Origin of the sequence: Streptosporangium sp. NPDC000095, assembly GCF_042899335.1 — a bacterium.
Lineage (GTDB): Bacteria > Actinomycetota > Actinomycetes > Streptosporangiales > Streptosporangiaceae > Streptosporangium.
In genome coordinates this window covers 146,049-166,763 of record NZ_JBIAZS010000018.1, presented here as the reverse complement: position 1 = coordinate 166,763, position 20,715 = coordinate 146,049, and the positions used below count along the sequence as shown (strand labels likewise).

Sequence of the window (20,715 nt, the reverse complement as noted above, 5' to 3'; positions counted from 1 at the left end):
CCATATGTGCTGCTTCCCTCACATATCAGGATTATTCGGACACAGTTCGTGAAAATAGGGCTGTTCGGCTTACCGGATCAGGACCAAAGTCCTTCGGCGCAGGTCAGAAAGGTGATCGTGACGTGATGGCCGCGTCCGCCGAACGTCGCGGGCCGCACCGGTAGGACGGGAGGTCGTCGCTCGGGTACGTTGGGGCCGATGAACGATCAGCACGCGGGCCGGTCGCGTGGGAAGCCGGTGGTCGCCTCTCTCGTCGGTCTGGTCCTCGCGATCTCCGGCTGCGCCACCTCGCAGAGCGCTGCCTCACAGGATGCCGCCGCACAGGGCTCCACCTCCCAGGGGACCTCCCCGAACACCGCCTCCCAGGGCGCCCCCTCGGGGAGCACCGCCCCACCGGCCGCTCCCGGCCAGGAGACGGCGTCACCGGCGGAGGAGTCCTCGCAGCAGACGCCGCCCGCGGGTCAGGTGCCCACTCCGCCCTCCCCGAAGGCGGCGATCCCCACCGACCCGGCGCGACTGGCCCGTTCCCTGACCACGACCACCGCGGAGCTCCGGCGCGCCATCGACGCCTGGCGGCGCGACGGCGATCCCGGCAAGGGAGAACCCCCCGAGCCGGTGGTGCTGCTCGCCCTGCACCAGCAGCGGATCTACCGCTACCTCGTCCTCAACCCGCAGGTCGCCGCCCGCACCTACGCCAAGCTGCCGAAGGCCCTGGCCGGGCAGGCGAAGGACAACGTGACGGCCGGCCGGGATCTGCGCTCCCTCGTCCGGCCCATCAGCGGGGCGGTGAAGTTCCGTGTCCAGCCGCCCAAGCCCGCCGACTTCCTGCTCGGTCACTTCCGGTACGCCGAGAAGCGGTTCGGCGTGGAGTGGGAGGTGCTGGCGGCGGTGATGTTCGTCGAGACCAAGTTCGGCCGCGTACGGTCACCGAGCCACACGGGCGCCAAGGGCCCCATGCAGTTCATGCCGAGAACGTGGGACGCCTACGGGATGGGCGGTGACATCCAGGACACCCGCGACTCCCTGCTCGCCGCGGCGAACTATCTTCGCGCGTCGGGGGCACCGCGCGACTACCGGCGCGCGCTGTACGCCTACAACCACTCCCAGGCGTACGTCAACGCGGTGCTGCTGCACGCGCGCCAGATCAAGCAGGACATCAGAAACTACTACGCCTACTACAACTGGCAGGTGTTCGTGGTGACCACCCGTGGAGATCGCCGCCTCACCGGCCCCTGACCTCGCCCCCGCGCCGCGCACCCCGCGCCATATGCCCGTGCGGGACGCGGGTCTTCACGGTGACCGTCCGTGGAGACCCCTGTCCTTCACGGACCGTGCCCCGCGCCGCGTACCGGTGCGGATCTTCGAGCCCCGGCGGAGCGAAGAGTGAATCACTCCGGGGGGAGCAGGTCGGCGACGGCCTGTTCGATGTCGTCGCGCACCTCGAAGTGGGACAGCAGGCCGGTACGCAGCAGCAGGTGCGCCAGCCCGTCGGGGAGGCCCACCAGGACGAGCCGGCCGGTGGCGGTGTCCTGGACGCGCTGCCGGGTCTGAGCCAGCACCCCCAGGGCGGTGGAGTCGTAGAAGGCCAGCTGCGACAGCTCCAGCACGAGGCGGGGGCCGTCGCTCATCGCCCAGACCTCGCCGACGTGTTGGGCGAGCGTAGACGCGGTGATGAAGTCCAGGTGCCCGCCGACCTCCAGCACGCTGCAGTGCCCCCGATGGGTCGCCCGTACCCACAGTGCCTGACCGTGGTGATCCACTCAGCCCTCCCTGACCCCGTACCGTTGGTGGACCCCCGCGATACCCCGATCAACAGCGGCGATACCCTCCACCACGGTTTCAAACCCGCGGGGGTCCCACGGTCAGGGGTTCGGCGGGCGCCACATCGGATACATCGGCGGGCCGCCGGGCATGAGGATCGGGTCGCCGAGGTCCTGGTAGCCGTGGCGCAGATAGAGCCTGCGGCTGTCGAGGCTGCTCGCCTCCAGGTACGCCGGTGTCCCCTCCTCGTCGAGCCCTCGGTGGTACTCCTCGAGCAGCCGGGTCCCGGTCTTCCGCCTCTGGTGCCCGGGGAGCACGGCGAGGAACGCCAGATAGTGGTGCGGGTCGTGGGGGTGGCGTTTGTCCATCTCCTCCCCCATCAGTTCGATGCGCTCGGCGTGGGGACCGGCGAACGACTCGACCCGGGCGGCCCGGTCGGGGATCTCCGGGAGCGGCTCGACCCCCTTGTGGAACCACACGGCGACGGCGGACATGTCGGCCGTCGCGAGGACCTCGCCGTGGGCGAGGGCGCTCTCGCTGGTCATGGCGAAGAAGGGGGGCATCACCCGGCGGCGGTCGTCGTCCGACGGGATCATCCAGGCGGAGATCTCCTGCTCGTGGAAGGAGGTGGCGATGATCGCGCCGATGGTCTCCGCGGCTCCCGGCGTGTTCGGGACGCGAATGATCTCGGTCATTCGTTGCCCTTCACGGCCGCCTGGGCGCCGAGCCCGATGTTGGCGTACACGTTCGGCTTGCTGGACCGCAGGGCGAGCCCCCACATGACGCCGAATCCCGCGGCGACGAAGTAGATGGCGGGCATGATCCAGCGGAGCGGGGAGTCGGGGGCCACGCCGAGCACGGTGTCGAAGTTGAGCATGACGAGCACGATGACGACGAACAGCAGGACGGAGGAGATGACCGGGGCGATCCGGGTCCGCCAGGCGTTCTCCGGGGCGGGATTCCTGGCGAAGTAGGCGAATACCGAGACCGAGGTGGCCGCCAGCATCATGAGCAGTCCCAGGCCGCCGAACGATCCGACGGTGAAGAACAGCTGGATGACCGGGTCCAGGCCGAAGAACGCGTAGATGACGATCGTGGCCAGTCCGATGATGCTCTGCGCCACCGAGCCGTTGACCGGGGCACCGGTCCGCGGGGAGGTGCGGCCGAAGGCCGCGGGCAGGACCCGCTCCCTGCCGAGGGCGAAGATGTAGCGGGAGATCGTGTTGTGGAAGGCGATCAGCGCGGCGAAGAGGCTCGTCACGAACAGGAGGCCGCCGAGGGTGGCGATGGTCGCCCCGAGGTGCTGCCCGGCCAGGTTGAACAGGAGGTTCGAACTCTGCTCGCGGGTGGCCTCGACGATCTTGTCCGAGCCGACCGGCACGGTCATCGCCCACGACGACAGGGCGTAGAGGCCGGAGATGACGGCGAGCGCGATGTAGGTCGCGATCGGCACCGTGCGCCTCGGGTCCTTGGTCTCCTCGGAGAACACCACCGACGACTCGAAGCCCGCGAAGGAGGCGATGCAGATCGCGACGACCGCTCCGATGCCGGGGACGAAGAGGTTCGCCGGGTTGAAGACGTCGAGGCTGTAGCCGGAGGCCGCCGGGTTGATCAGGTCGGCGATGTCGAACAGCACGACGATGGCGATCTCCGTCAGCAGCAGGACCGAGAGCACCTTTCCGTTCACGTCGACCCGCATCAGCCCGAGCACCCCGGTCAGCACCCAGGCGACCAGCCCGATGACCCACCAGGGCGGGGAGCTGCCGAACCAGTCGGCGATCAGCGGTTCGCCCGCCGCGCCGATCATGCCGTAGAGGCCGACCTGGAGCGCGTTGTAGGCGAGCAGCGCGACCCAGGCGGTCGCCACTCCCAGCGGCCGGCCGAGTCCTTTCGCGGTGTACGCGTAGAACGCCCCGGCGTTGACGACGTATCGGGCCATCGTCACGTACCCGACGGCGAACAGGCCCAGGATGGCTCCGAGCAGGATGAAGGCGAGCGGGACGCCGATCACGCCGGTCGCGGCGTAGGCGGCGGTCACCGAGCCGCCGATGACGGTCAGCGGCGCCGCCGCCGAGATGACGAAGAACACCACGGAGGGTACGCCGAGGCGGTCCTGGGCGAGCGCCTCGGAAACGGCGCTCACCCTGCGTTCTGTCACGGACATGGGGGGATTCCTTGCGGTGAGGGGGGTGGGGGTTCAGCGGCGGCTGATGACGGCGTCACCTACGGCAGCCTCGGTCTGGGCGATCAGTTCCTGGAGCGGCGCCGGGAGGGCGGCGATCGCGTCGGAGAGGTAGCCGGGGTTCTGCTCCCACAGGACGAGCCGGTTGCCGCCGGTCGCGACGAGCAGTCCCAGCAGGACACTGTCCTGGACGTTGAGTGGCTCGCGGCGCTGGATCGCGAGGTTGACGCGTCCCGCCGGCCATCCCGCGACGTTCACGTCGACCGGCACCCGCTTCCGCGACGGGCGTCTGCCGGGCGGGCGCAGCAGGCCGTCGTCGACCATCCGGGCCGCCACGTCGGCGAGTGCCGTACGGGCGAGGAAGTGCAACCAGGTACGGAAGCGATGCGAGGGTTCGGCGACGATGTGCTCCAGGGCGGTCCCGGCGACCCGGTCTCCGGGCGGCGCCTCGTCGAGGACGACGAGTTGTACCTGTCCCGCCACCAGTCCCACGGTTATCCGTCCGGCGAGCATCAGTTCTCCCAGAATGGCTGCGGCCAGTCCTAAATCGGTCAGGCGGGCATGAAGCCGCATCCGGCCGGTCGCGTTGTCATGCATGACAAAGAACAGGTCGTTGCCCAATCGGGTTCCTGAAAGATCCACTCCAACCACGAACGGCGATCGTATAGGTAAATCGTTAAATTTGTCATTACGTGAACAAGGTTCTGGCACCCGACACGGATCGGATCGGCAAAAACTAAAGAAACGGACATATGACCAACAACCCCCAGCTACACCAAGGGGTGTATCGAAAGAACGGACGAATCCAAGAATTTACATATTTTTGGTCACCGGAGACGGCGACAGGGAGGCAGATGGCTCCGAGGCCCCGAAGCCGGAGAATGCCCTGCTCAGCAGGCTCAAAAAAGCGCGATCTTGTAAATCTCGATGAATCCCCGCGAATCATCACGGGGTTTGATGCGGGCGTTTTTCGAAGTTTGGGACCGGCGTAATGCCGTCCCGGCTTCCACCACCCACACGGCAGTGGTATCGGGCGGCGTACGCATCCGCGCCGAGTCCGAAACCGTGCGCGGCCACCTCGCCGTTTCACGCGTTCAGCCCGCCGACACCACCGTTCGCACGTGGTATCGACGGGCTGAACCGTTTCAGTGCCGCACTTTCCGGGCGGCTTCAAGGTGGCGCTTTCAGCAACCCCGGGCCGCGAAGGCGAGGAACTTGGTGACCTCGTTGCTGTCGAAGTTGTCGTCGGAACCGATCACCAGCGTGCACTCGCCGTTGCGCAGGCGCGGCCCCCAGGCGAGGCTCTCCAGGTTCTGCACCGGCGGCCGCACCGTGCTGAGGTCGGAGACGAGACGCTTCGAAACGGGGCGGTACGGCTGTCCGCCGACCAGGCTGTCGCGGGTCAGCACGTTCGTGGCACCGCGCAGGTCGATCTCGTACAGCTTGGCCTTGTAGTTGACACCCTCGATCCAGGAGCGCTCAAGGGCGAGGTAGCGGTTCTCGTCGATCGCCAGGATCTCCGAGACCCCGCTGTCCGACTTGCCGTTCGCCGGGACCGGTGCCGCCGGGAGCTTGTCGATCGGGTAGGCGTACTGGCCGCGCGGCCGGCCGTCGCGGCCCCACACGGTGATGCGGGCCGTGGCGCCCTTGTCGACGGTCGGCAGCGGGCCGTCCTCGTACCTCGGCCCCTCCGTGATGGCCGCGATGCCCCGCTCGGTGAAGGTGAGCCCCTCGAACCCGAGGTCGCGCCGGGGGCCGTTCTCGGTGGAGGTCATCTTCAGGTTGCGGGGAATCGCCAGCTCCCCGAGGTAGCGGCCGTCGGCGCCGCTCCAGCGGACGGACATATCGGTCACCGGGATGTTGGGATTCTCCGCGTCGGGCCGGTCGCCCTCGTTGGCCCACAGCAGCTTGCGGCTCCACCGGTCGTAACGGATCGCCTCGGGATCTGCGGACCTGGGCCGGCCGGCGGCCGGGTAAGGGCTCCCGCCGGGGCGCCGCAGGGTGGTGACCCCGGTGAGGTTCACCCGGGTGAACGCTCCGGTGACCGGGTGGATGTCAAGACGGCCGGTGTAGAAGCGCGCCGGGTTGTAGCGCCCCCGGTCGTCGGAGACGAAGTACCAGGTGCCGGTGCGCGGGTCACGGTCGAGACCGGAAAGGCCGCCGACGGTGGTTCCACGGAAGCGCATCTTGTGCGGCAGGCGCTGCTCGCCGAGGAAGCGGGTGATCCGGAGCCCCTGCGGCGGAGCGGCGACCTCCGCAGCGGGCTGTGCGGCCACTGTCGAGGGGTGCGCGACCGCCGCCGACGCCTGCGCGCCGACGGCCCCGAGGCTGACCGCCGTCGCGAGCGCGGCCGCGAGTGCCGTGATTCTTCGCGAATTGGCCATATGACTCTCCTCTTCCCAGAAATGATCCCGAAAGAACTGGCTGGAATATGAGATCGCGGTTGGCGGAAAATTTCCACGAGAATCAACGATTCAATGCCCAATGGCCGCTTAATGACAGGGCAGAACAAACCATTTGTCATGCATTTTCGGTCACCAAGTCGGCGATCGGGCGAGGCATTTCAAAGTGTGCGGACCCGGGCGTCCGCGACATCGTCCTACGGGCCGCTCGCATCCCGAACACGCACGTACGGGCCGCTCGCGCCCCGAACACGCACGCTCACGGGGTGTCCGGCGTCCGCGGTCCCCGCGACCGAGGCGGCGTCCACCGAGCGGAAGGCGCCCGTACGGTAGCTGCGTACACCATTTCTCCGCCCTTCTCGGTGCGTGAATCACACCGAATTGGATGGCGATCGCCCTGTCACGGCACGGAGAGAGGGTGGTGGTGCACGAAATCCAACTCCGGGGTTTATCCACCGATAACGACAACGCGCGAAAGAACGCACCGCACCGAGGGCTGATCTCCTCCGTCGGCGTTTCCGCCCTGGTCCCGGGCGAAGGGCGGGGGTTGGGCGAGCGCCGGACCGAAAAGCTCGACCCTCTGCCCTGAGAGGACAGAGGTGCTTCGGGTGAGGCCGGCCTTTGGCCACCGGCGGATGGATGGATGATCGGCCGGTGGACGCGCCGTACGGTCCCGCGCTCACCGAGGACGAGCCGACCCGTTCGGCGACCCGGCACGCGAGGACGGCACCGGTTCGCGGAGGATGCGGCACCGGTTCACGGAAGACGTCTCGCGAGCTATTGCCAAAAACTGTTTTTACGTACAAAATTTGTTGTGTCATGAGAGACGTCCTGTACCTGGAACAGATCGAGCAGGCCGAGGCCCTGCTCAAGCCGCAGCGCATCGAGGTGCTGCGGCAGCTCGCCGAGCCGCGCTCGTGCACCGAGGTCGCGGCACTGCTCGACCAGACCCCGCAGCGGGTCTACTACCACGTCAAACGCCTGGTCGAGGCGGGTCTGGTGACCCAGGTGACCGAGCGCAGGGTGCGCGGCATCCACGAGGGCGTCTACCAGGCGAGCGCCCGCTCCTACTGGCTCTCGCCCCGGCTCGTCGGCCGGATCGGCCTGCGCCCGACCGGGAACGAGCTGGGTCTGGGCTACCTGCTGGACCTCATGGAGGAGGTCCAGGCCGACATCGGCGCGCTCGACAGGACCGCGCCCGAGCTGCCGTCCGTCGGCGTGTCCGGCGAGATCCGCGTGCTTCCCGAGCGGCGTCAGGAGTTCCTGAACGAGCTCCAGACGACACTGCAAGACCTTTTCACCCGTTACGGCGGCGCCGAGGGGGACGCCTTCAAGCTCGCCGTCGCCTGCTACCCCAAGGGAGAACCCCGTGAGTGATCCGATGAAGCTGAGCGCGCGGGTGGCCGCACCGCTCAAGGAAGTCCACCACGCCCTGACCGACCCGGGCGAGCTGCGCGTCTGGCTGGCCGAGCACGCCGAGGTCGAGCTGCCGCACCGGTACGAGTTCTGGGGGCGTCACACCCCGGAAGGAGACGCGCCCCACCAGCGCCCGCTGCACGTCGACGACCACACGCTGCGCTTCTCCTGGCTGCTCGGCGGCGAGGAGACGACCGTCGAGATCACCCTGGAGGAGGAGAGCGCGGAGTCGACCGTCGTGTCGCTGACGCAGACCCACTTCGACTGGGAGACCGCGCTGGCGGAAAGCGGCGTCCTGGGGATGCTGCAGACGTTCTGGTGCCTGTCGATCGCGAACCTGGTCGACCACCTGGAGGGTCGCGACCTCACGCCGAAGACCGACTTCACCTCCCCGGTCATGCGGGAGCGGCTCGTCGTCGACGACTCGCCGGAGGCGGTGTTCGACTCGCTCGTCGACTCGGAGAAGTTCAGCACGTGGTTCGGCTACAGGATCGACATCGAGCCGTACGTCGGCGGGCGGTTCGCGATGGGCGGCTTCGAGGCCGACGGACAGCCCGCGAAGATCGTCGAGCTGGAGCCGGGCCGCAATCTCACCCTGGAGTGGCCGGGTCTCGGTCTTGTCACCTGGGAGCTGGAGGGCTCGGGCGGCGCGACGCGCCTCACCTTCATGCAGAGCAGCTTCAACGAGAGGAAACCCCCGTACGCCGGGTGGATGGGCTGGCTCAGCGGCCTCGCCGAGCTGCGCCGCTTCCACGAGCTGAGCGACTGGCGCTCGATCTGGCTCGCCCCGAGCGCCGAATCCCCGGAAGCGGCGCCGGTGAGCGGCTGACCGCGCGCGCACGACTCCTGCGGCACCGGTCCACGGGGGCAGGGTGTCATGGAGCACGGCTGACCGCGCACGCGCGGCTTCCGCTCTCTCCTCGCCTGGCGCTCACCAGCACATGACGGCCGCCTGGCCGGGGCCCCAGCAGGAGTGGATGCGGACGCGAAGGACGTAGCGGCGGTCCCTGCGCAGGTGGACGCGCAGGGACGCGTTGCGCGGACGGCCTCCGTCATCGTCACCCGCCAGGTAGCGCAGGTCACCGCCGACCTCCTCGAACAGCACCAGCACCGTGTCGCACTCGCCGAAGACACCGACGGCGTAGTCACGGGTCGCGCGGGGGACGATCGTGAAGTCGCGCTGTTCTCCCGCCCCGGCGCCGAGCGGGGCGGAGCGGAACGGCGGCAGTTCGGGCGGCGGCTCGGCGCCCGGGGGCGGATACCAGCGGCGGGCGAACGCGGCGTCGAGTGCGGAGACGGTGCCCGGTGGCGCGACCCCCGCCCGGTAGCACGGCGGCTCCAGGATGAGCCCCGGGCCGAACCGGTATCCCATCACGGACAGCGGATCCCACACCGGGCCGTTCGCCTCGCTCTCGTCGAGCCTGCGGATGACGTTGTGGAACGTCCGCGACCTGGGCCAGAGGTTCGGCGGTCCCGCGAAGTCCTCGTAGACGGCCTCCTCGTCCCACAGGATGCCCGAGTACGGGCTCTGGTGCTCGTGGACCATGCCGATGACGTGGCCGATCTGGTGCAGCACGGTGCCCCGGCCCGACGCCCCGGTGAGGTCCCAGCCGAAGTTCGTCGTGCGGGAGGCGGTGCCGACGCGGAGCGCCTCGCGTCCCACCGCCGACCACGATCCGGCGTCCCACCGGAACCCGATCCGCAGCTCCGCCTCGCTACGTTCGGCGACCTCGGCGAACTCCAGCCCGATGCCGAGGTCCTTCCACTCCTGGAAACCTCGGCGCACGGCGTCACGCTGCTCGCCGCCGGAACGCCCGCCGTCGTGTCTCCCGTCCAGGAAGCAGTAGTGCAGGACCGTACCGTTCAGCCACACCCGCCGCCCCGAGAGCAGGGCCGCGCGTCGCCTCCCGTGGAGCCCTTCCGGCGGCGCGGGGGCAGGGTACGCGGGAAGCGAGCAGTGCCGGACGCGCTCGCCGGCGCCCGCCCTCATCGGCGTTCCCGTGGCGTGGAGGCCCCGGCCCCCGGACGTGAGGAGGAGATCAAGGAAACCGTGTCCACATGCCACGAGACTGAAGACGGAACCCCTGACGCGCATGAGTAGGGGGTACTCAATTCGACGTGTATCACGGACGGGGAACCCGGCTCATACAGCTGTGAGAAACCCACGGTCCCCCTGGCCGTTCACGGCCAGGACTGAGGAACTCGATCTCGTACGGCGAAACCTGGCGGCCGGCCGCCGGGGCGTCGTCGTGACCGGCGCGGCGGGGAGCGGCAGGAGCCGTCTCACCGCCGAGGCCGTCCCCGAGGCTGTGACCGCCCCCATAAGCAACCCCGTGAGCGACACTGTGGCCGCCCCCGTCCACCCTCCTGTTCACGCCCACGCCTCCGTTCGCGCTCCTCTCCACGTACGGATCACCGGAACGCACGACACCCGGAACACCCCGCTCGCCGCCTTCGCGTCCCTCCTTTCCCACCCCTCGCGTCTCACGGAGTTCTCCGCCTCTCATAGGGCGGCGCCGCACCTCACGAAACCCTCCCCGCGTCTCGCGGGACTTCTCTGCCCGCCGGACCCCGTCGAGGCGCTGGACGGGGTGCGTGTGCTCGTCGTGGACGACGCCCACCTCCTCGACGAATCCTCGGCCGCGCTCGTTCTCCGCCTCGCGCTCAAAGGGCGTACCCGCCTGCTCGTCACGGTCAGGGAGGGGGAACCCGTACCGCGGGACGTCTCCCGGCTCTGGGAGGAGGGCCTCCTGCCGCGCATGACACTCGCCCCCCTGACGGAGAGCGAGTGCGGGGAACTGCTCTCCCGTGCGGTGGGCGGCTACGTGGACGCCCTCACCGTCAGGCGCCTGCACCGGGCGAGCCGTGGCGACCTGCGACTTCTACGCGAGCTGGTCGTCGCCGTCCACGCTGGAGGGGATCTGAGCCACGTGTCTGGCACGTGGACCTGGCGCGGAGTTCCTCCGATGACGGCGCGCGCCAGGGAGTTGGTGGAGGAGACCATCCGCGACGTCGGCGGGGACGAACGGGAGGTGCTTGAGCTCATCGCATCGGGCAGGCCGCTGAAACTCGTCACACCCGGCGCCGGAGTGACCTGCGGCGTCCTCGAACGCCTACGGGCGAGAGGGCTGGTCACCATGGACGACCGGCTCTCGATACGGCTCGTCCACCCGCTGCACGGCCCGGTGCTCCGAGCCGCCGCGGAACGCCGCGGGGCGGGCGACCCGTCCGGCACGCGACGGCTCCTCCCCACCCCGGCCACGACGCTGGAGGCCGAGTGCGAGGAACTCGCCGTACGCGCGTACTCGGGAAGGCTCACGGGGATCCCCCGGGGCGCCGGCGAGCGGATGGCCGAGGACGACACCGGCTGGGACGAGCCCGCGATGCCGGAGTTCTGCGCGCGGCGGGCCCGCGTCGCCCGGCTGCGCGGGGAGACCCGCGAGGCCATCGCCTGGAGCCGCGAAGGGCTGCGCCGCTCCCCCCACCACCGCGCCTGCCTGGCCGAACTCGCACACGCCTCCGCCTACATCGGCGACCTGACGACGGCGCGGCAGGCCCTGTCGCGCGGTCCGGCCCCCAGAGGAGACGCGCGGAGGCGCACAAGCGAAGACGCGCGGACGCGCACGAGCGAAGACCTGCGGACGCGCATGGGTGAAGACGCGCGGACGGGCATCGGCGGAGACGTGCGGACACGTATGTGGCTCGCCACCGAGCGGGCACGGACCTGGACGCTCGCCGCCGAGGGAGACCTCGACGGTGCCCTGCGGTCCGCGCTGCGCGCCGCCGGGGACGACCCACTCGAAGACGACATGTTCGCCCTGCACGACGTGGCTCGACTCGGCACGCCCGAACTGGTCGTCGACCGGCTCGCAGACCTCGCCGACCGCGCCGATGGAGACCTCGCCCCCCTGCTGGCCCGGCACGCCCGCGCGCTCGCCGGGCGCGACGGGGAGGCGCTGGACAAGGTGGCGCGGGGTCTCGCCGATCTCGGCCTGGCACTGTACGCGGCGGAGGCGTTCGCGCACGCGGCCCTCGTCCACGACGACCGGCGCGCCTCACAGTCCTCCAGGAACCGGGCCGCCGCACTGGCGGGAACGTGCCAGGGGGCGCGCAGCTCCGCCCTGGTCAACCTCGCGCTGCCGAAGCTGACCGCACGCCAGCGGCAGATCGTGAGCCTCGCCGCGGCGGGTCTGACCAACCGGCAGATCGCCGAGCAGCTCACCGTGTCGATCCGTACGGTGGCCAACCACCTGTGCGACGCCTACGCGCGGCTCGGCAGCAGCGACCGCGCCGACCTGGGAAGGCTCTTCACCGTTGGCTGACGCGAAGACCGAGCACGCCGGGCGACCCGGCCGACCGGGCGCCGAGACGTACCCGTCCGGTGAAAGCCCGACCGGGCGACCGGACGCCGAGACGCGCCTGTCGGGTGAGGGTCCGGAGCCCGCCCGGCCGGGGCCTTCAGGCCGCGCCGATGGCGGAGAAGGACCAGCCGGTCGCCCGGTTGAGCGCGTCGCCGGGCATCGCGAGCCGCGCGTCGCGCAGGGCCTCGGCCATGCTCAGGCCGCGCCGCAGCCCTTCGTGCAGGGCGAGCATCAGCGGAACCACGGCCTCGTCGTCGACGGGCACCGAGCTCGCCACGATCCCGGCCGTGCCCAGCGGCAGCAGCGCCGTGGCGAGGCCGAGCAGCTCGTTCGCGCCGACCGGCTGCAGCCTGCCGGAGTCGCAGCTGGACAGGACGATCCGGTACGGGGCGCTGTGCAGCCGTTCGAAGTCGTGCACGGTGAGCGGGCCGTCGTCCATCCTCAGGGAGGAGAACATCGGGCTGTCGGAGCGGAAGGTGCCGTGCGCGGCGATGTGGGCGAGCCTGCTGCCGTCGAGCGCCGCGAGTACGGCGGGGGCGAGCGCGGTGCCCTCCTCCAGCACGGTCGCCTCTCCGTAGCGCGCGGCCAGCAGCGGGACCTCGGCGCCGCCCGTCGCGAGCCCCGGCCCCCTCACCAGCACGACCCGCTCCCTGGACGGCGACGGTTCGATCCGCCGGGCGCGGAGCCAGGCGTTCGCGGAGGGCGAGACGCTCAGCACCCGCTCGCCCAGCGCCGGCAGCAGCGCCCAGGGGACGCCGTGCAGCCTGCCCGGCGGGACGACGACCACGGGGCCGTCCCCGAGGTGGCGTACGGCGGGGCCGAGCAGCGACTCCTGGAGGCGGCGTCCGCCCGCTTCGAGGACGGGCAGCCTGTCCTCCGAGCCCCCGTACGCGATCCGTCTGAGACCGGCGCGGGCGTGGTCGGCGTCGATCGCCGCGTCGGCGAGCCGCCCCGCGGCGAACCTGCGCACCCGGCCCCTGCCGCAGAGCAGGACGTGCAGCTCGCCGTCGACGGCGACGATCTCGATCAGCCATCCGTCGCCGAGCCCGTCGAGCAGCGGGCCCGCGTCGAAGCGGTGCCCGTCGAAGCCGCCCGCGCTGCGGGTGCGGAGCGTCCGGGCGCGGATCTCCTTTTCCAGCCTCCGCTGTTCGCGTTCCAGCGCGGGGGCCGGCACGCCGCCCGGCCTCGCCGTGTCGATCCGGCTGCTGATCTCCCGGAAGGCCGTCACGTCGCGCAGCAGCTCGGGATCGTCGGGGGGACGGGTGGGCGGGACCGCGAGCACGGTGGCGCGCCAGCGTTCGCTCCAGTCGAGGAAGCGGCGGGGGCCGCCCCGCGCGAGGGTCGCCCGCTGCGCGAGTACGGCCAGCTCCGCCCCCTGCGCGGTCGCCCGCGCCCGCAGTTCCGAGGCGCCCAGGGTCATCCTGTGCTCGTCCAGCAGGTCGAGCCCTCGGCGGCAGGCGTCCAGCACGCCGCGCGTACGTCCCGCCGCGGCGGCTCTGAGCGCCTGGGCCACCCAGCCGTCCACCCGGGCGAAGGCGGGGCCGCGCGCCCTGGTCCTGGCGGCGGCGGCGAGGTGCCGTTCGGCGTCGGCCTCCCAGCCGAGGGCGAGGGCGGTGCGTCCGGCGAGCAGCGAGGCCTGGACCGCCTCGGGGGAACGCAGCTCCGCCAGCCGCAGGGCGACCTCGGCGGCGTCGCGCACCGAGCGGCCGGAGACCTTTCCCGCCGCGAACCTGGCCTGGACGAGCACGAGCCTGGCGTGGGCCTGCCACCAGTCGCGGCGCTGGCTGGAGAACAGCCGGATGGCCGCGCTCGCGCGGGCGATCGCCGCGTGCGGCTCGCCCGCCGCGATCGCGGCCCGCGCGGCGATGAGGAGGAGTTCGGCGCTGCGGGTCGTCTGGCCTCCCATCCGGTTCAGCTCTTCGGTGGCGGTGTCGGCCTCCTCCAGCGCCTCGCGGGCGAGCCCCGCCGCCAGCAGCACCCCGCACCGGCGGATGTGCAGGACGAACATCGGCGTGCCGAGGGCCTCGTAGCGGCGCGCGGCCTCGTCGAAGAGACGCAGCGCCGCCGGCAGGTCGCCGGACCTGAACGCCGCCAGCCCCCGGCTCTCCACCGCGTCGGCCTTGTCGTGCTCCTGGTCGGTGGTCTCCCACAACCGCTCGGCGGCGACGAAGTCGGCCTCGGCCCGCTCGACGGATCCCATCGCGAGGTGGACGGTCGCCCTGAGCGTGAGCGCCCGCGCGGTCCAGATCGTGTCCTGTGCCCTGCGCAGGGCGGGAATGGCCCTGCGCAGGTCGTCGAGCGCCTCGCGGTGCCCGCCGAGCACCCACCAGACGTAGCCCCGGCGAAAAAGCACGCGGGCGCCGGTGATCCCGCTGCCCCTCTCGACGGCCGTCTCCAGCGCCGCCAGCCCCTGCCGGGTGCGGCCCGCGTGGATGAGGGCGGCTCCCAGGGTGGCGAGCACGTCCGCCTCGCGGTTGGCGGAGCCCGACCTGGCGGCGAGGGCGCGGGCCTTCCTCAGGTGGCCGATCGCCGCCGTGAGGTCGCCGAAGTCGCGTTGCCAGATGCCGATCACCTGGTGGGCGACGGAGGCGTCGTGCGGGGAGGGGGAGTCGGAGAGCACGGCCCGCGCTCCGGCCAGCGCGTCCGCCGGGCGGGCGAACACCAGGGGCAGCAGATCGAGAGGGTCTCCCGCGGGCCGCGGGATCCGCGAGCTTCCCCCGGTCACGGATCGATGTTAGACGTGGTGTGTTCAGGGCGTCCATGCCGCGGAGCCCTCCCCGAGAACACCCCCCGTCCAGCTCCGGACTCCCCTCTCCTTACCGGGCAATTCGCTCGTCCGTGCCGGGTGACTCCCCCGGTTCGTATCGAGCCGATCGCTCGGAAGGTGTATCAGTGAGGCATCCGGTGGCTCTTAACCCATGGCGACGTCAGGACATCTGCGAAACAGGATGGCGAGTATGGCACCAGACAGGTTCCAGGAACAGTTCGACCAGATCCAGGACGCCATGGGAGAGGTGGTGCTCGCGGCGGGTTTCGAGGGGTCACAGCCCATGTTCCTCTACGAGAAGGGCTACGTCCTCGCCCGCGTGGAGGACGCCGACGAGGTCGCCTCGACGGTGAGGAGAGCGTTCGCCAGGGATCGCGGCGACCGGGACGCGGGCGTGCGGGTGGAGCGGGAGGAGAGTCCCGGCGGCGTGCTCAGGATCCGGGTCGGGGAGCCCGACAGGAGTGAGCGCTTCGCCGACCGGGACGTGTCGGACGCGCTGAGGGCCGTCGAGGACCTGGAGCGCGAGAACAGGCGCCCCATGGTGTCCAGGAACCACATCGTCTCCATCGCGGTGAACTGCTGCCCCGGCGACGAGCCGGTGCCGATCTCCCGGTGCGAGTCGCCCAACCCGGCGGTGGCCGAACTCGCCGGCGAGGGGGGCGCGCCGGTGTCGGTCCTGGTGGTCGACACCGGGCTGGTGGAGAACTACCGCTCGCACCCGTGGATGCACCGCGTCGTGGGCGAGGGCAAGGAGATCGAGCTCGACGACGAGGGCATCCTCAAGCAGTACGTCGGGCACGGCACCTTCATCGCCGGGCTGGTCAGCGCCGTCGCACCCAACACCGACGTCACGGTGCACGCGACGCTCGTCAACGCGGGCGCGATCAGCGAGAAGGAGCTGGGTGACAAGCTGCTCGGGGGGATGCTGCCCGAGGAGAGGTGGCCCGACATCGTCAACCTGTCGGCGGGGACGCCGAGCACCGGGGCGGAAGCGCTCCTCGGGCTCGAACGCTTCATGGACGCGCTGATGGGTCACCCCGAGACGCTGCTCGTGGCGGCCGCGGGCAACAACGGCAACGAAGTGAGGTTCTGGCCCGCCGCCTACGCCGACCACCCCGACTACGCGGGTGCCGTCGTGTCGGTGGGCGCCCTGAGGAAGGACGGCACGGCCCGCGCCTGCTTCAGCAACCACGGGCCGTGGGTGACGACGTACGCGCCCGGTGAGCGTCTGGTGAGCGCCTTCACCGCGGTGGACCCCACTCCCGCGGCGTACGACTACCAGCACTCCACCTTCCCCGCCTGCAGGTACGGCCACCTGTACGACTGCACCTGCCAGTTCCCCCCGCACCGGGGCGAGCTCACCGAGAAGATGGCGTCGTCGCCGAACGCCATCCGCGAGCGCGTCGAGTTCGACGGCCTGGCGGAGTGGAGCGGCACCTCCTTCTCCGCTCCCCTCGTGGTCGCAATGATCGCCAATTACATGGCGCGGAACCCGGGGGTCGGCTCCCGGGAGGCCGCGGGAAGGCTTCTGCAGGAAATCCCCGTCGGCAGGCTGTCCGGCATCACCACCCCGGCCCTCATCCCCGCCACCTGGACGCCACGGAGCGTACAAAGTGTCCCGGCCACGCCCTGAAAACCAGTGCGGGCGGATCGGTCCTGCGACGTACGATGACAGTCCAGAAAGCAAGGGGACGTCACCGTGGATCGAGACTCGATCGGCATCCTCTTCCGCGCCGCGGTGGACTCAGACGACGCCGCCGCGTGGAAATCCCTGGTGGAGGGCCTCAGCCCGCTCGTGTGGTCCGTCGTGCGCGCTCACGGGCTGAGGGACGCGGACGCGCAGGAGGTCTACCAGACGACCTGGTTCCGGCTCGCCCAGAATCTCACCCGGATCCGCGAACCGGACAAGGTCGGCGCGTGGCTGGCCAGCACGGCGCGCAACGAGTGCGTCAAGGTGATCAGGGCCGCCCGGCGGGTCTCCCCGAGCGACGACCGGGAGATGTTCGATCGCGTCGCCGACGACCGTACGCCGGAGCAGGCGCTGATCGACTCCGAGGACGCCGCCCGGGAGCGGGAGCGGGCACGGGCGGCCTGGCAGGCCTTCCAGGAGCTCGGTGAGAGCTGCCAGCGGTTGCTGCGGCTGCTCACGGCCTCTCCGCCGTTCAGCTACCAGGAGGTGTCGGCGACGCTCGGCATCGCCGTCGGGAGCGTCGGGCCGATCAGGCAGCGCTGCCTGCGACGGCTGCGCGTCCTTCTGGGCAGGAGGGGTTTCCAGTGAACCTCCCGAGCGGACGGGATGTCCGCGTGGACCTCCTCAGGTGTGCTTTCCGGGGGAATCTCTTCGGGCGTGCCTTCCGAGCGGACCTTGTCAGGTGTGCCTTCCGAGTGGACCTCCTCGGCAGGCGAGGTTTCCGGGTGGACCTCCCGGGCGGACGGGGTTTCCGATGAGTGACGACGAGCTGGAGGCGGAGCTGCGCCGAGCCATCGAGCTGTTCGACCCCGTTCCCTCACAGCTCCTGCAGATCGCGGTCGAGGCGTACACGCTGCGCACGCTCGACGCCGAGCTAGCCGAGCTGGTCTTCGACTCCCTGAGCGGATCCTCGCGGGTGCGGGGGGAGCGGCAGCCGCGCATGCTCACCTTCCAGGGCGTGGGGCTCACCGTCGACCTGGAGATCACCGTGACCGCCGCCGGCGGCCGGGTGGTGGGCCAGCTGATGCCGCCGCGTCCCCTTGAGGTCGAGGTCCTCGGAGGTCGTCCGGTCACGCTGACGGCCGACGACCTGGGCAGGTTCATCTACAACGACGTTCCCGCCGGGCCGTTCAGCCTCCGCTGCCGTCTCGGCGACGCGACGGTCGTCACCGAGTGGATCACCGTCTGACGGCGGCTCACCCCGCCGGGTGGCGAGGCGAGGTTCCCCGCGTACGCCTGCGCGTGCCGCCGCCTTCGCGGTGCCGGTCCCCCGGGTTTCGGTGCCCGGGTGCGGGTAATCGACCTGGTAGTCGAAGGGGGACCCATGAACGACCGCCGGACCATGCCCGAGCTGATGAGCGAGAACGATGTCGTGGACCTGCTGGTGCGCCAGCACGCGATGATCAGAAATCTGTTCGACGAGGTCGAGGAGGCCCCCACCGGGGCGCGGCGGGCCGATGCCTTCCGGCGTCTCGTACGGATGCTCGCCGTGCACGAGACCGCCGAAGAGGAGATCGTGCACCCCTACGCGCGTCTCAAGATCAAGGACGGGGGCGAGGTGGTCGACGAGCGTCTCGCGGAGGAGAGGGAGGCGAAGCAGTTACTCGTCGACCTGGAGGAGCTGGGTCCCGGGCACCCCGAGTTCTCCGCGCGTCTCCAGGTGTTGCGTGCGGCGGTGCTCGCCCACGCCCACGCCGAGGAGAGCCACGAGTTCGCCCAGCTGCGCGCCCGCACGAGCGTGGCCGAGCGCCGGGCCATGGCGGCCGGGGTGAAGGCGGCCGAGGCTCTGGCACCGACCCATCCGCACCCCGGTACGGAGTCGATGATGATGAACCTGCTGTTCGGGCCGCCTCTCGCGATCGTGGACCGGACCCGCGACGTGATCCGCCAGGCCATGCGCGGCTCGGGCGGCTGAGCAGGGGCGGTCACGACCTCGGTGCCGCGCCCGCCTTTCGCGACAGGAGCGCTCACGTCCTCGGCGCGGCACCCGCCTCTCACGGCGGGAGTGGTCACGACCTCGGCGCCACACCCACCTCTCGCGACAGGAGCGCTCACAACTTCGCCGCCGCGCCGGCCTCTCGCAGCGACGAGGCGCCGCGACGCCAGCGGCTCATGACGTGCTCGGCGAAGAGCCGGTCCAGGGTGAGGGCGCAGGCCGCTCCGTACAGGACGTCACCGACCCGGGTGGGGTGCCGCGTCACGAACTCGCCGCACATGTCGTGCGCGGCGGCCTGCTCGTGGACGGCGTCGGCGCGTGCGTGCTCGTCGTAGAAACGCCTCGCGGCCTCGTCGCCGCCCAGCCTGCCCAGTCCCGTGGAGTAACGACGGTTGGAGATCGAGGAGATCGTCTCGAACGCCGCCAGGTGACCGAGCAGCGCCCCGAGATGACGTCGGTGCAGACCGAACAGTGACGTGGTGTTGGAGATCGCCAGCGTGATCGCCGGGACCCGGTCGAGGTAGGCGCCGTAGGAGTCGTCCAGGCCCAGGCCGCGCATGGTGACCCGAAACAGCTCCGAGCGCGTCCGCCTCGCGCTCCCCCCGCCGTACTCGTCCGCCTGGATCGCCGGCAGCGCCGCCTTGGGGCGGCCGTCCAGCCCGGGGATCGCCCAAGTGTGCGGGTCGGCCTCCCTGAGGTGGTGGATCGACCGGTGCGCGACGAACTCGCGGAACTGCTCCAGGTCGGCCTGCCCCTGGAGGAACCCCGCGAGGTCGGGCCCGTCGACGGCCGTGCCCACGAGTTCGGCGAGGGCCTGGCGGGTCTGCTCGGGCCGCGAGGCGGGTGGGTACGGTATCGCCCGCGCCAGTCCTTCCTCTAACCGCGCCTCCAGGATCTCCCGCACCTCCAGGAGGGAAGGGCTCCACTCCCACCGGTCGTCCACCCCCGCGAAGCCCCGGTAGTGCAGCTCGTAACAGACGAAGAGCGCCAGTTGCACGTCCTCGTCCATGAGGACGGGGCCCGCGAACCGGGCGGGGAACGACAGGAGTGGGAGCGAGAGGAGGCCGAAGCGGTGTGGTGGTCGTACCAGCCTCTCGAAGAGCATGGAGGTGATCGGGCCCCGCACGGCGGGCAGCGCCGGAGCCCTGCCGGGGAGTTGATCCTTCACCGCGATGCCGTCGTCGTGGACGTCGGCGATGCGCCGCCCGTAGTGAGCGGACGCGTCGAACTCACGCGCCATGCGTCCCCCGTTCGATACCCAGAGCGATCCGCTGCCCGACCCGGAACCGGCGAAACGCCGCCAAGATCATTCTTTCCCCTCGATGAGCTGCGGAAACAGCGAAATACTCAGCTATTCCGTAGCCCTGAGGTACTCCTGCCGCCAGGAGGTCCACCGAGGACGAGCAGCGGATCGAGCGGGCGGCGACCGGTGGAGCCACCGGTTCCGTACCGGTCGGCGGAGGCGGCCGGGATGTTCCACGATGTTGCGTGCGAAGCCCTGCCCGTGAGGGCGGTGCCCCACGGCGAGGGCCTCCTCGCGCGTCTCCGGGTGCGAAGCCCTGCCCTGAGGACGGTGCGGCGTCTTCGGCCGTTTCCGGCGGCGGAGAAGAAGTGATGATCCTCACCGAGAACCGGTGAAAACGCCGGTGAGAACATGGTGTTCCGGCGCGTGGGAACGGTGGAAGCGTCGGTCTCTCGGTACGGGAAGGTACGGTCGGCTCATGTCCGAGCGCAGCATGCCGCATGACCTCGCCGCCTGGGCGTGCCCCCACGGGCAGGACGCTCGCCGGGGTTGCACGACCTGCTACGAGGAGTCCATCGATCCCGACACCTCGCACCCCTTCTGGGAGGTCGCCGCGTGGTTCACCACCTCACGGCCGCTCCCGATCAAAACGCTCCAGGACGCGCATCATCACGATCGTCATTTCGCCCTCGACCAGCCGTCCACCCCGCTGGTCTACCTCCTGACGGGACGTGCCCGCGCGAGCGACAGCGTGCAGGCGATCGCGGGCGTCGTCGGCTTCCTGATGCACAACCGGCACGTGGTGTCCGACTTCACCGTGACCGAGACCCGTGCCACCCGACGCTCTCCCGGCACTCCCAGCGCGCCCAACGCGACCCGCCAGACCGACAAGTGGCTCCAGGACCGGCGCCGCCCCGACGGACGCGCACCGTGAAAGCCCTCCCGCCGCACCGCAGG

At 70.6% G+C, this 20,715-nt stretch carries 17 protein-coding genes; 9 read left to right on the top strand and 8 right to left on the bottom strand.

The genetic code is table 11. The features are described from left to right. Positions 1-198 precede the first annotated feature (198 nt). Positions 199-1,236: a transglycosylase SLT domain-containing protein gene (locus tag ACFY3V_RS32635; RefSeq protein WP_389778819.1), complete on the top strand. Its 1,038-nt coding sequence runs from the start codon at positions 199-201 to the stop codon at positions 1,234-1,236. A gap of 152 nt (positions 1,237-1,388) precedes the next feature. On the opposite strand, the gene ACFY3V_RS32630 is transcribed toward ACFY3V_RS32635, so the two are convergent. The 5 genes from ACFY3V_RS32630 to ACFY3V_RS32610 all read right to left on the bottom strand — a co-directional run bounded on the left by ACFY3V_RS32630 (position 1,389) and on the right by ACFY3V_RS32610 (position 6,327). Then, on the bottom strand, positions 1,389-1,760 hold the full coding sequence (locus tag ACFY3V_RS32630) for an STAS domain-containing protein (RefSeq protein ID WP_389778817.1): 372 nt from the start codon (positions 1,758-1,760) through the stop codon (positions 1,389-1,391). A gap of 102 nt (positions 1,761-1,862) precedes the next feature. Then, positions 1,863-2,456 (bottom strand): GNAT family N-acetyltransferase, encoded by a 594-nt coding sequence (locus tag ACFY3V_RS32625; protein ID WP_362904048.1) that lies wholly within the window; start codon positions 2,454-2,456, stop codon positions 1,863-1,865. Next, a complete protein-coding gene (locus ACFY3V_RS32620; protein WP_350945584.1) occupies positions 2,453-3,925 on the bottom strand; it encodes an APC family permease in 1,473 nt (490 codons plus the stop codon). The genes ACFY3V_RS32625 and ACFY3V_RS32620 overlap by 4 nt, the downstream gene beginning before the upstream one ends. Before the next feature lie 33 nt (positions 3,926-3,958). Beyond that, the gene (locus ACFY3V_RS32615; protein WP_362924847.1) at positions 3,959-4,585 is read right to left on the bottom strand and encodes a GPP34 family phosphoprotein; all 627 of its coding nucleotides are present in this window, start codon (positions 4,583-4,585) and stop codon (positions 3,959-3,961) included. Between the two features lie 542 nt (positions 4,586-5,127). After that, a complete protein-coding gene (locus tag ACFY3V_RS32610; RefSeq protein ID WP_389778814.1) occupies positions 5,128-6,327 on the bottom strand; it encodes an esterase-like activity of phytase family protein in 1,200 nt (399 codons plus the stop codon). Positions 6,328-7,164: 837 nt separating this feature from the next. Here ACFY3V_RS32610 and ACFY3V_RS32605 point away from each other — a divergent pair. Together ACFY3V_RS32605 and ACFY3V_RS32600 are read left to right on the top strand one after the other, a co-directional pair. Then, on the top strand, positions 7,165-7,722 hold the full coding sequence (locus ACFY3V_RS32605) for an ArsR/SmtB family transcription factor (protein ID WP_389778812.1): 558 nt from the start codon (positions 7,165-7,167) through the stop codon (positions 7,720-7,722). Further along, positions 7,715-8,590 (top strand): SRPBCC domain-containing protein, encoded by an 876-nt coding sequence (locus ACFY3V_RS32600; RefSeq protein ID WP_362904056.1) that lies wholly within the window; start codon positions 7,715-7,717, stop codon positions 8,588-8,590. Before ACFY3V_RS32605 ends, ACFY3V_RS32600 begins: the two co-directional genes overlap by 8 nt. A 102-nt stretch (positions 8,591-8,692) precedes the next feature. Here ACFY3V_RS32600 and ACFY3V_RS32595 read toward each other — a convergent pair whose 3' ends face one another. Then, on the bottom strand, positions 8,693-9,751 hold the full coding sequence (locus ACFY3V_RS32595; RefSeq protein ID WP_389778809.1) for a M12 family metallopeptidase: 1,059 nt from the start codon (positions 9,749-9,751) through the stop codon (positions 8,693-8,695). Positions 9,752-9,914: 163 nt separating this feature from the next. Between ACFY3V_RS32595 and ACFY3V_RS32590 the strand changes: the two genes are divergently transcribed. Beyond that, positions 9,915-12,083: a LuxR C-terminal-related transcriptional regulator gene (locus tag ACFY3V_RS32590; RefSeq protein WP_389778807.1), complete on the top strand. Its 2,169-nt coding sequence runs from the start codon at positions 9,915-9,917 to the stop codon at positions 12,081-12,083. A gap of 136 nt (positions 12,084-12,219) precedes the next feature. Here ACFY3V_RS32590 and ACFY3V_RS32585 read toward each other — a convergent pair whose 3' ends face one another. Then, positions 12,220-14,847, bottom strand: coding sequence for a CHAT domain-containing tetratricopeptide repeat protein (locus ACFY3V_RS32585; protein WP_362904062.1), 2,628 nt, complete (start codon positions 14,845-14,847; stop codon positions 12,220-12,222). A 232-nt stretch (positions 14,848-15,079) separates the two neighbouring features. Between ACFY3V_RS32585 and ACFY3V_RS32580 the strand changes: the two genes are divergently transcribed. The 4 genes from ACFY3V_RS32580 (at position 15,080) to ACFY3V_RS32565 (ending at position 18,494) form a co-directional block, all read left to right on the top strand. Beyond that, positions 15,080-16,522: a S8 family serine peptidase gene (locus tag ACFY3V_RS32580; protein ID WP_389778804.1), complete on the top strand. Its 1,443-nt coding sequence runs from the start codon at positions 15,080-15,082 to the stop codon at positions 16,520-16,522. Positions 16,523-16,588: 66 nt separating this feature from the next. Beyond that, the gene (locus tag ACFY3V_RS32575; protein ID WP_362904066.1) at positions 16,589-17,167 is read left to right on the top strand and encodes a sigma-70 family RNA polymerase sigma factor; all 579 of its coding nucleotides are present in this window, start codon (positions 16,589-16,591) and stop codon (positions 17,165-17,167) included. A gap of 166 nt (positions 17,168-17,333) precedes the next feature. Then, the gene (locus ACFY3V_RS32570) at positions 17,334-17,768 is read left to right on the top strand and encodes a hypothetical protein (RefSeq protein WP_389778802.1); all 435 of its coding nucleotides are present in this window, start codon (positions 17,334-17,336) and stop codon (positions 17,766-17,768) included. 135 nt (positions 17,769-17,903) lie between these two features. Continuing rightward, positions 17,904-18,494, top strand: coding sequence for a hemerythrin domain-containing protein (locus ACFY3V_RS32565; RefSeq protein ID WP_362904070.1), 591 nt, complete (start codon positions 17,904-17,906; stop codon positions 18,492-18,494). A 136-nt stretch (positions 18,495-18,630) separates the two neighbouring features. Here the strand turns inward: ACFY3V_RS32565 and ACFY3V_RS32560 are convergent, their stop codons facing one another. Then, positions 18,631-19,524: an iron-containing redox enzyme family protein gene (locus ACFY3V_RS32560; RefSeq protein WP_389778799.1), complete on the bottom strand. Its 894-nt coding sequence runs from the start codon at positions 19,522-19,524 to the stop codon at positions 18,631-18,633. A 712-nt stretch (positions 19,525-20,236) separates the two neighbouring features. Here ACFY3V_RS32560 and ACFY3V_RS32555 point away from each other — a divergent pair. After that, entirely contained in the window at positions 20,237-20,692 is a 456-nt protein-coding gene (locus tag ACFY3V_RS32555; protein ID WP_350945601.1) for a hypothetical protein, read from the top strand. Positions 20,693-20,715 lie beyond the last annotated feature (23 nt).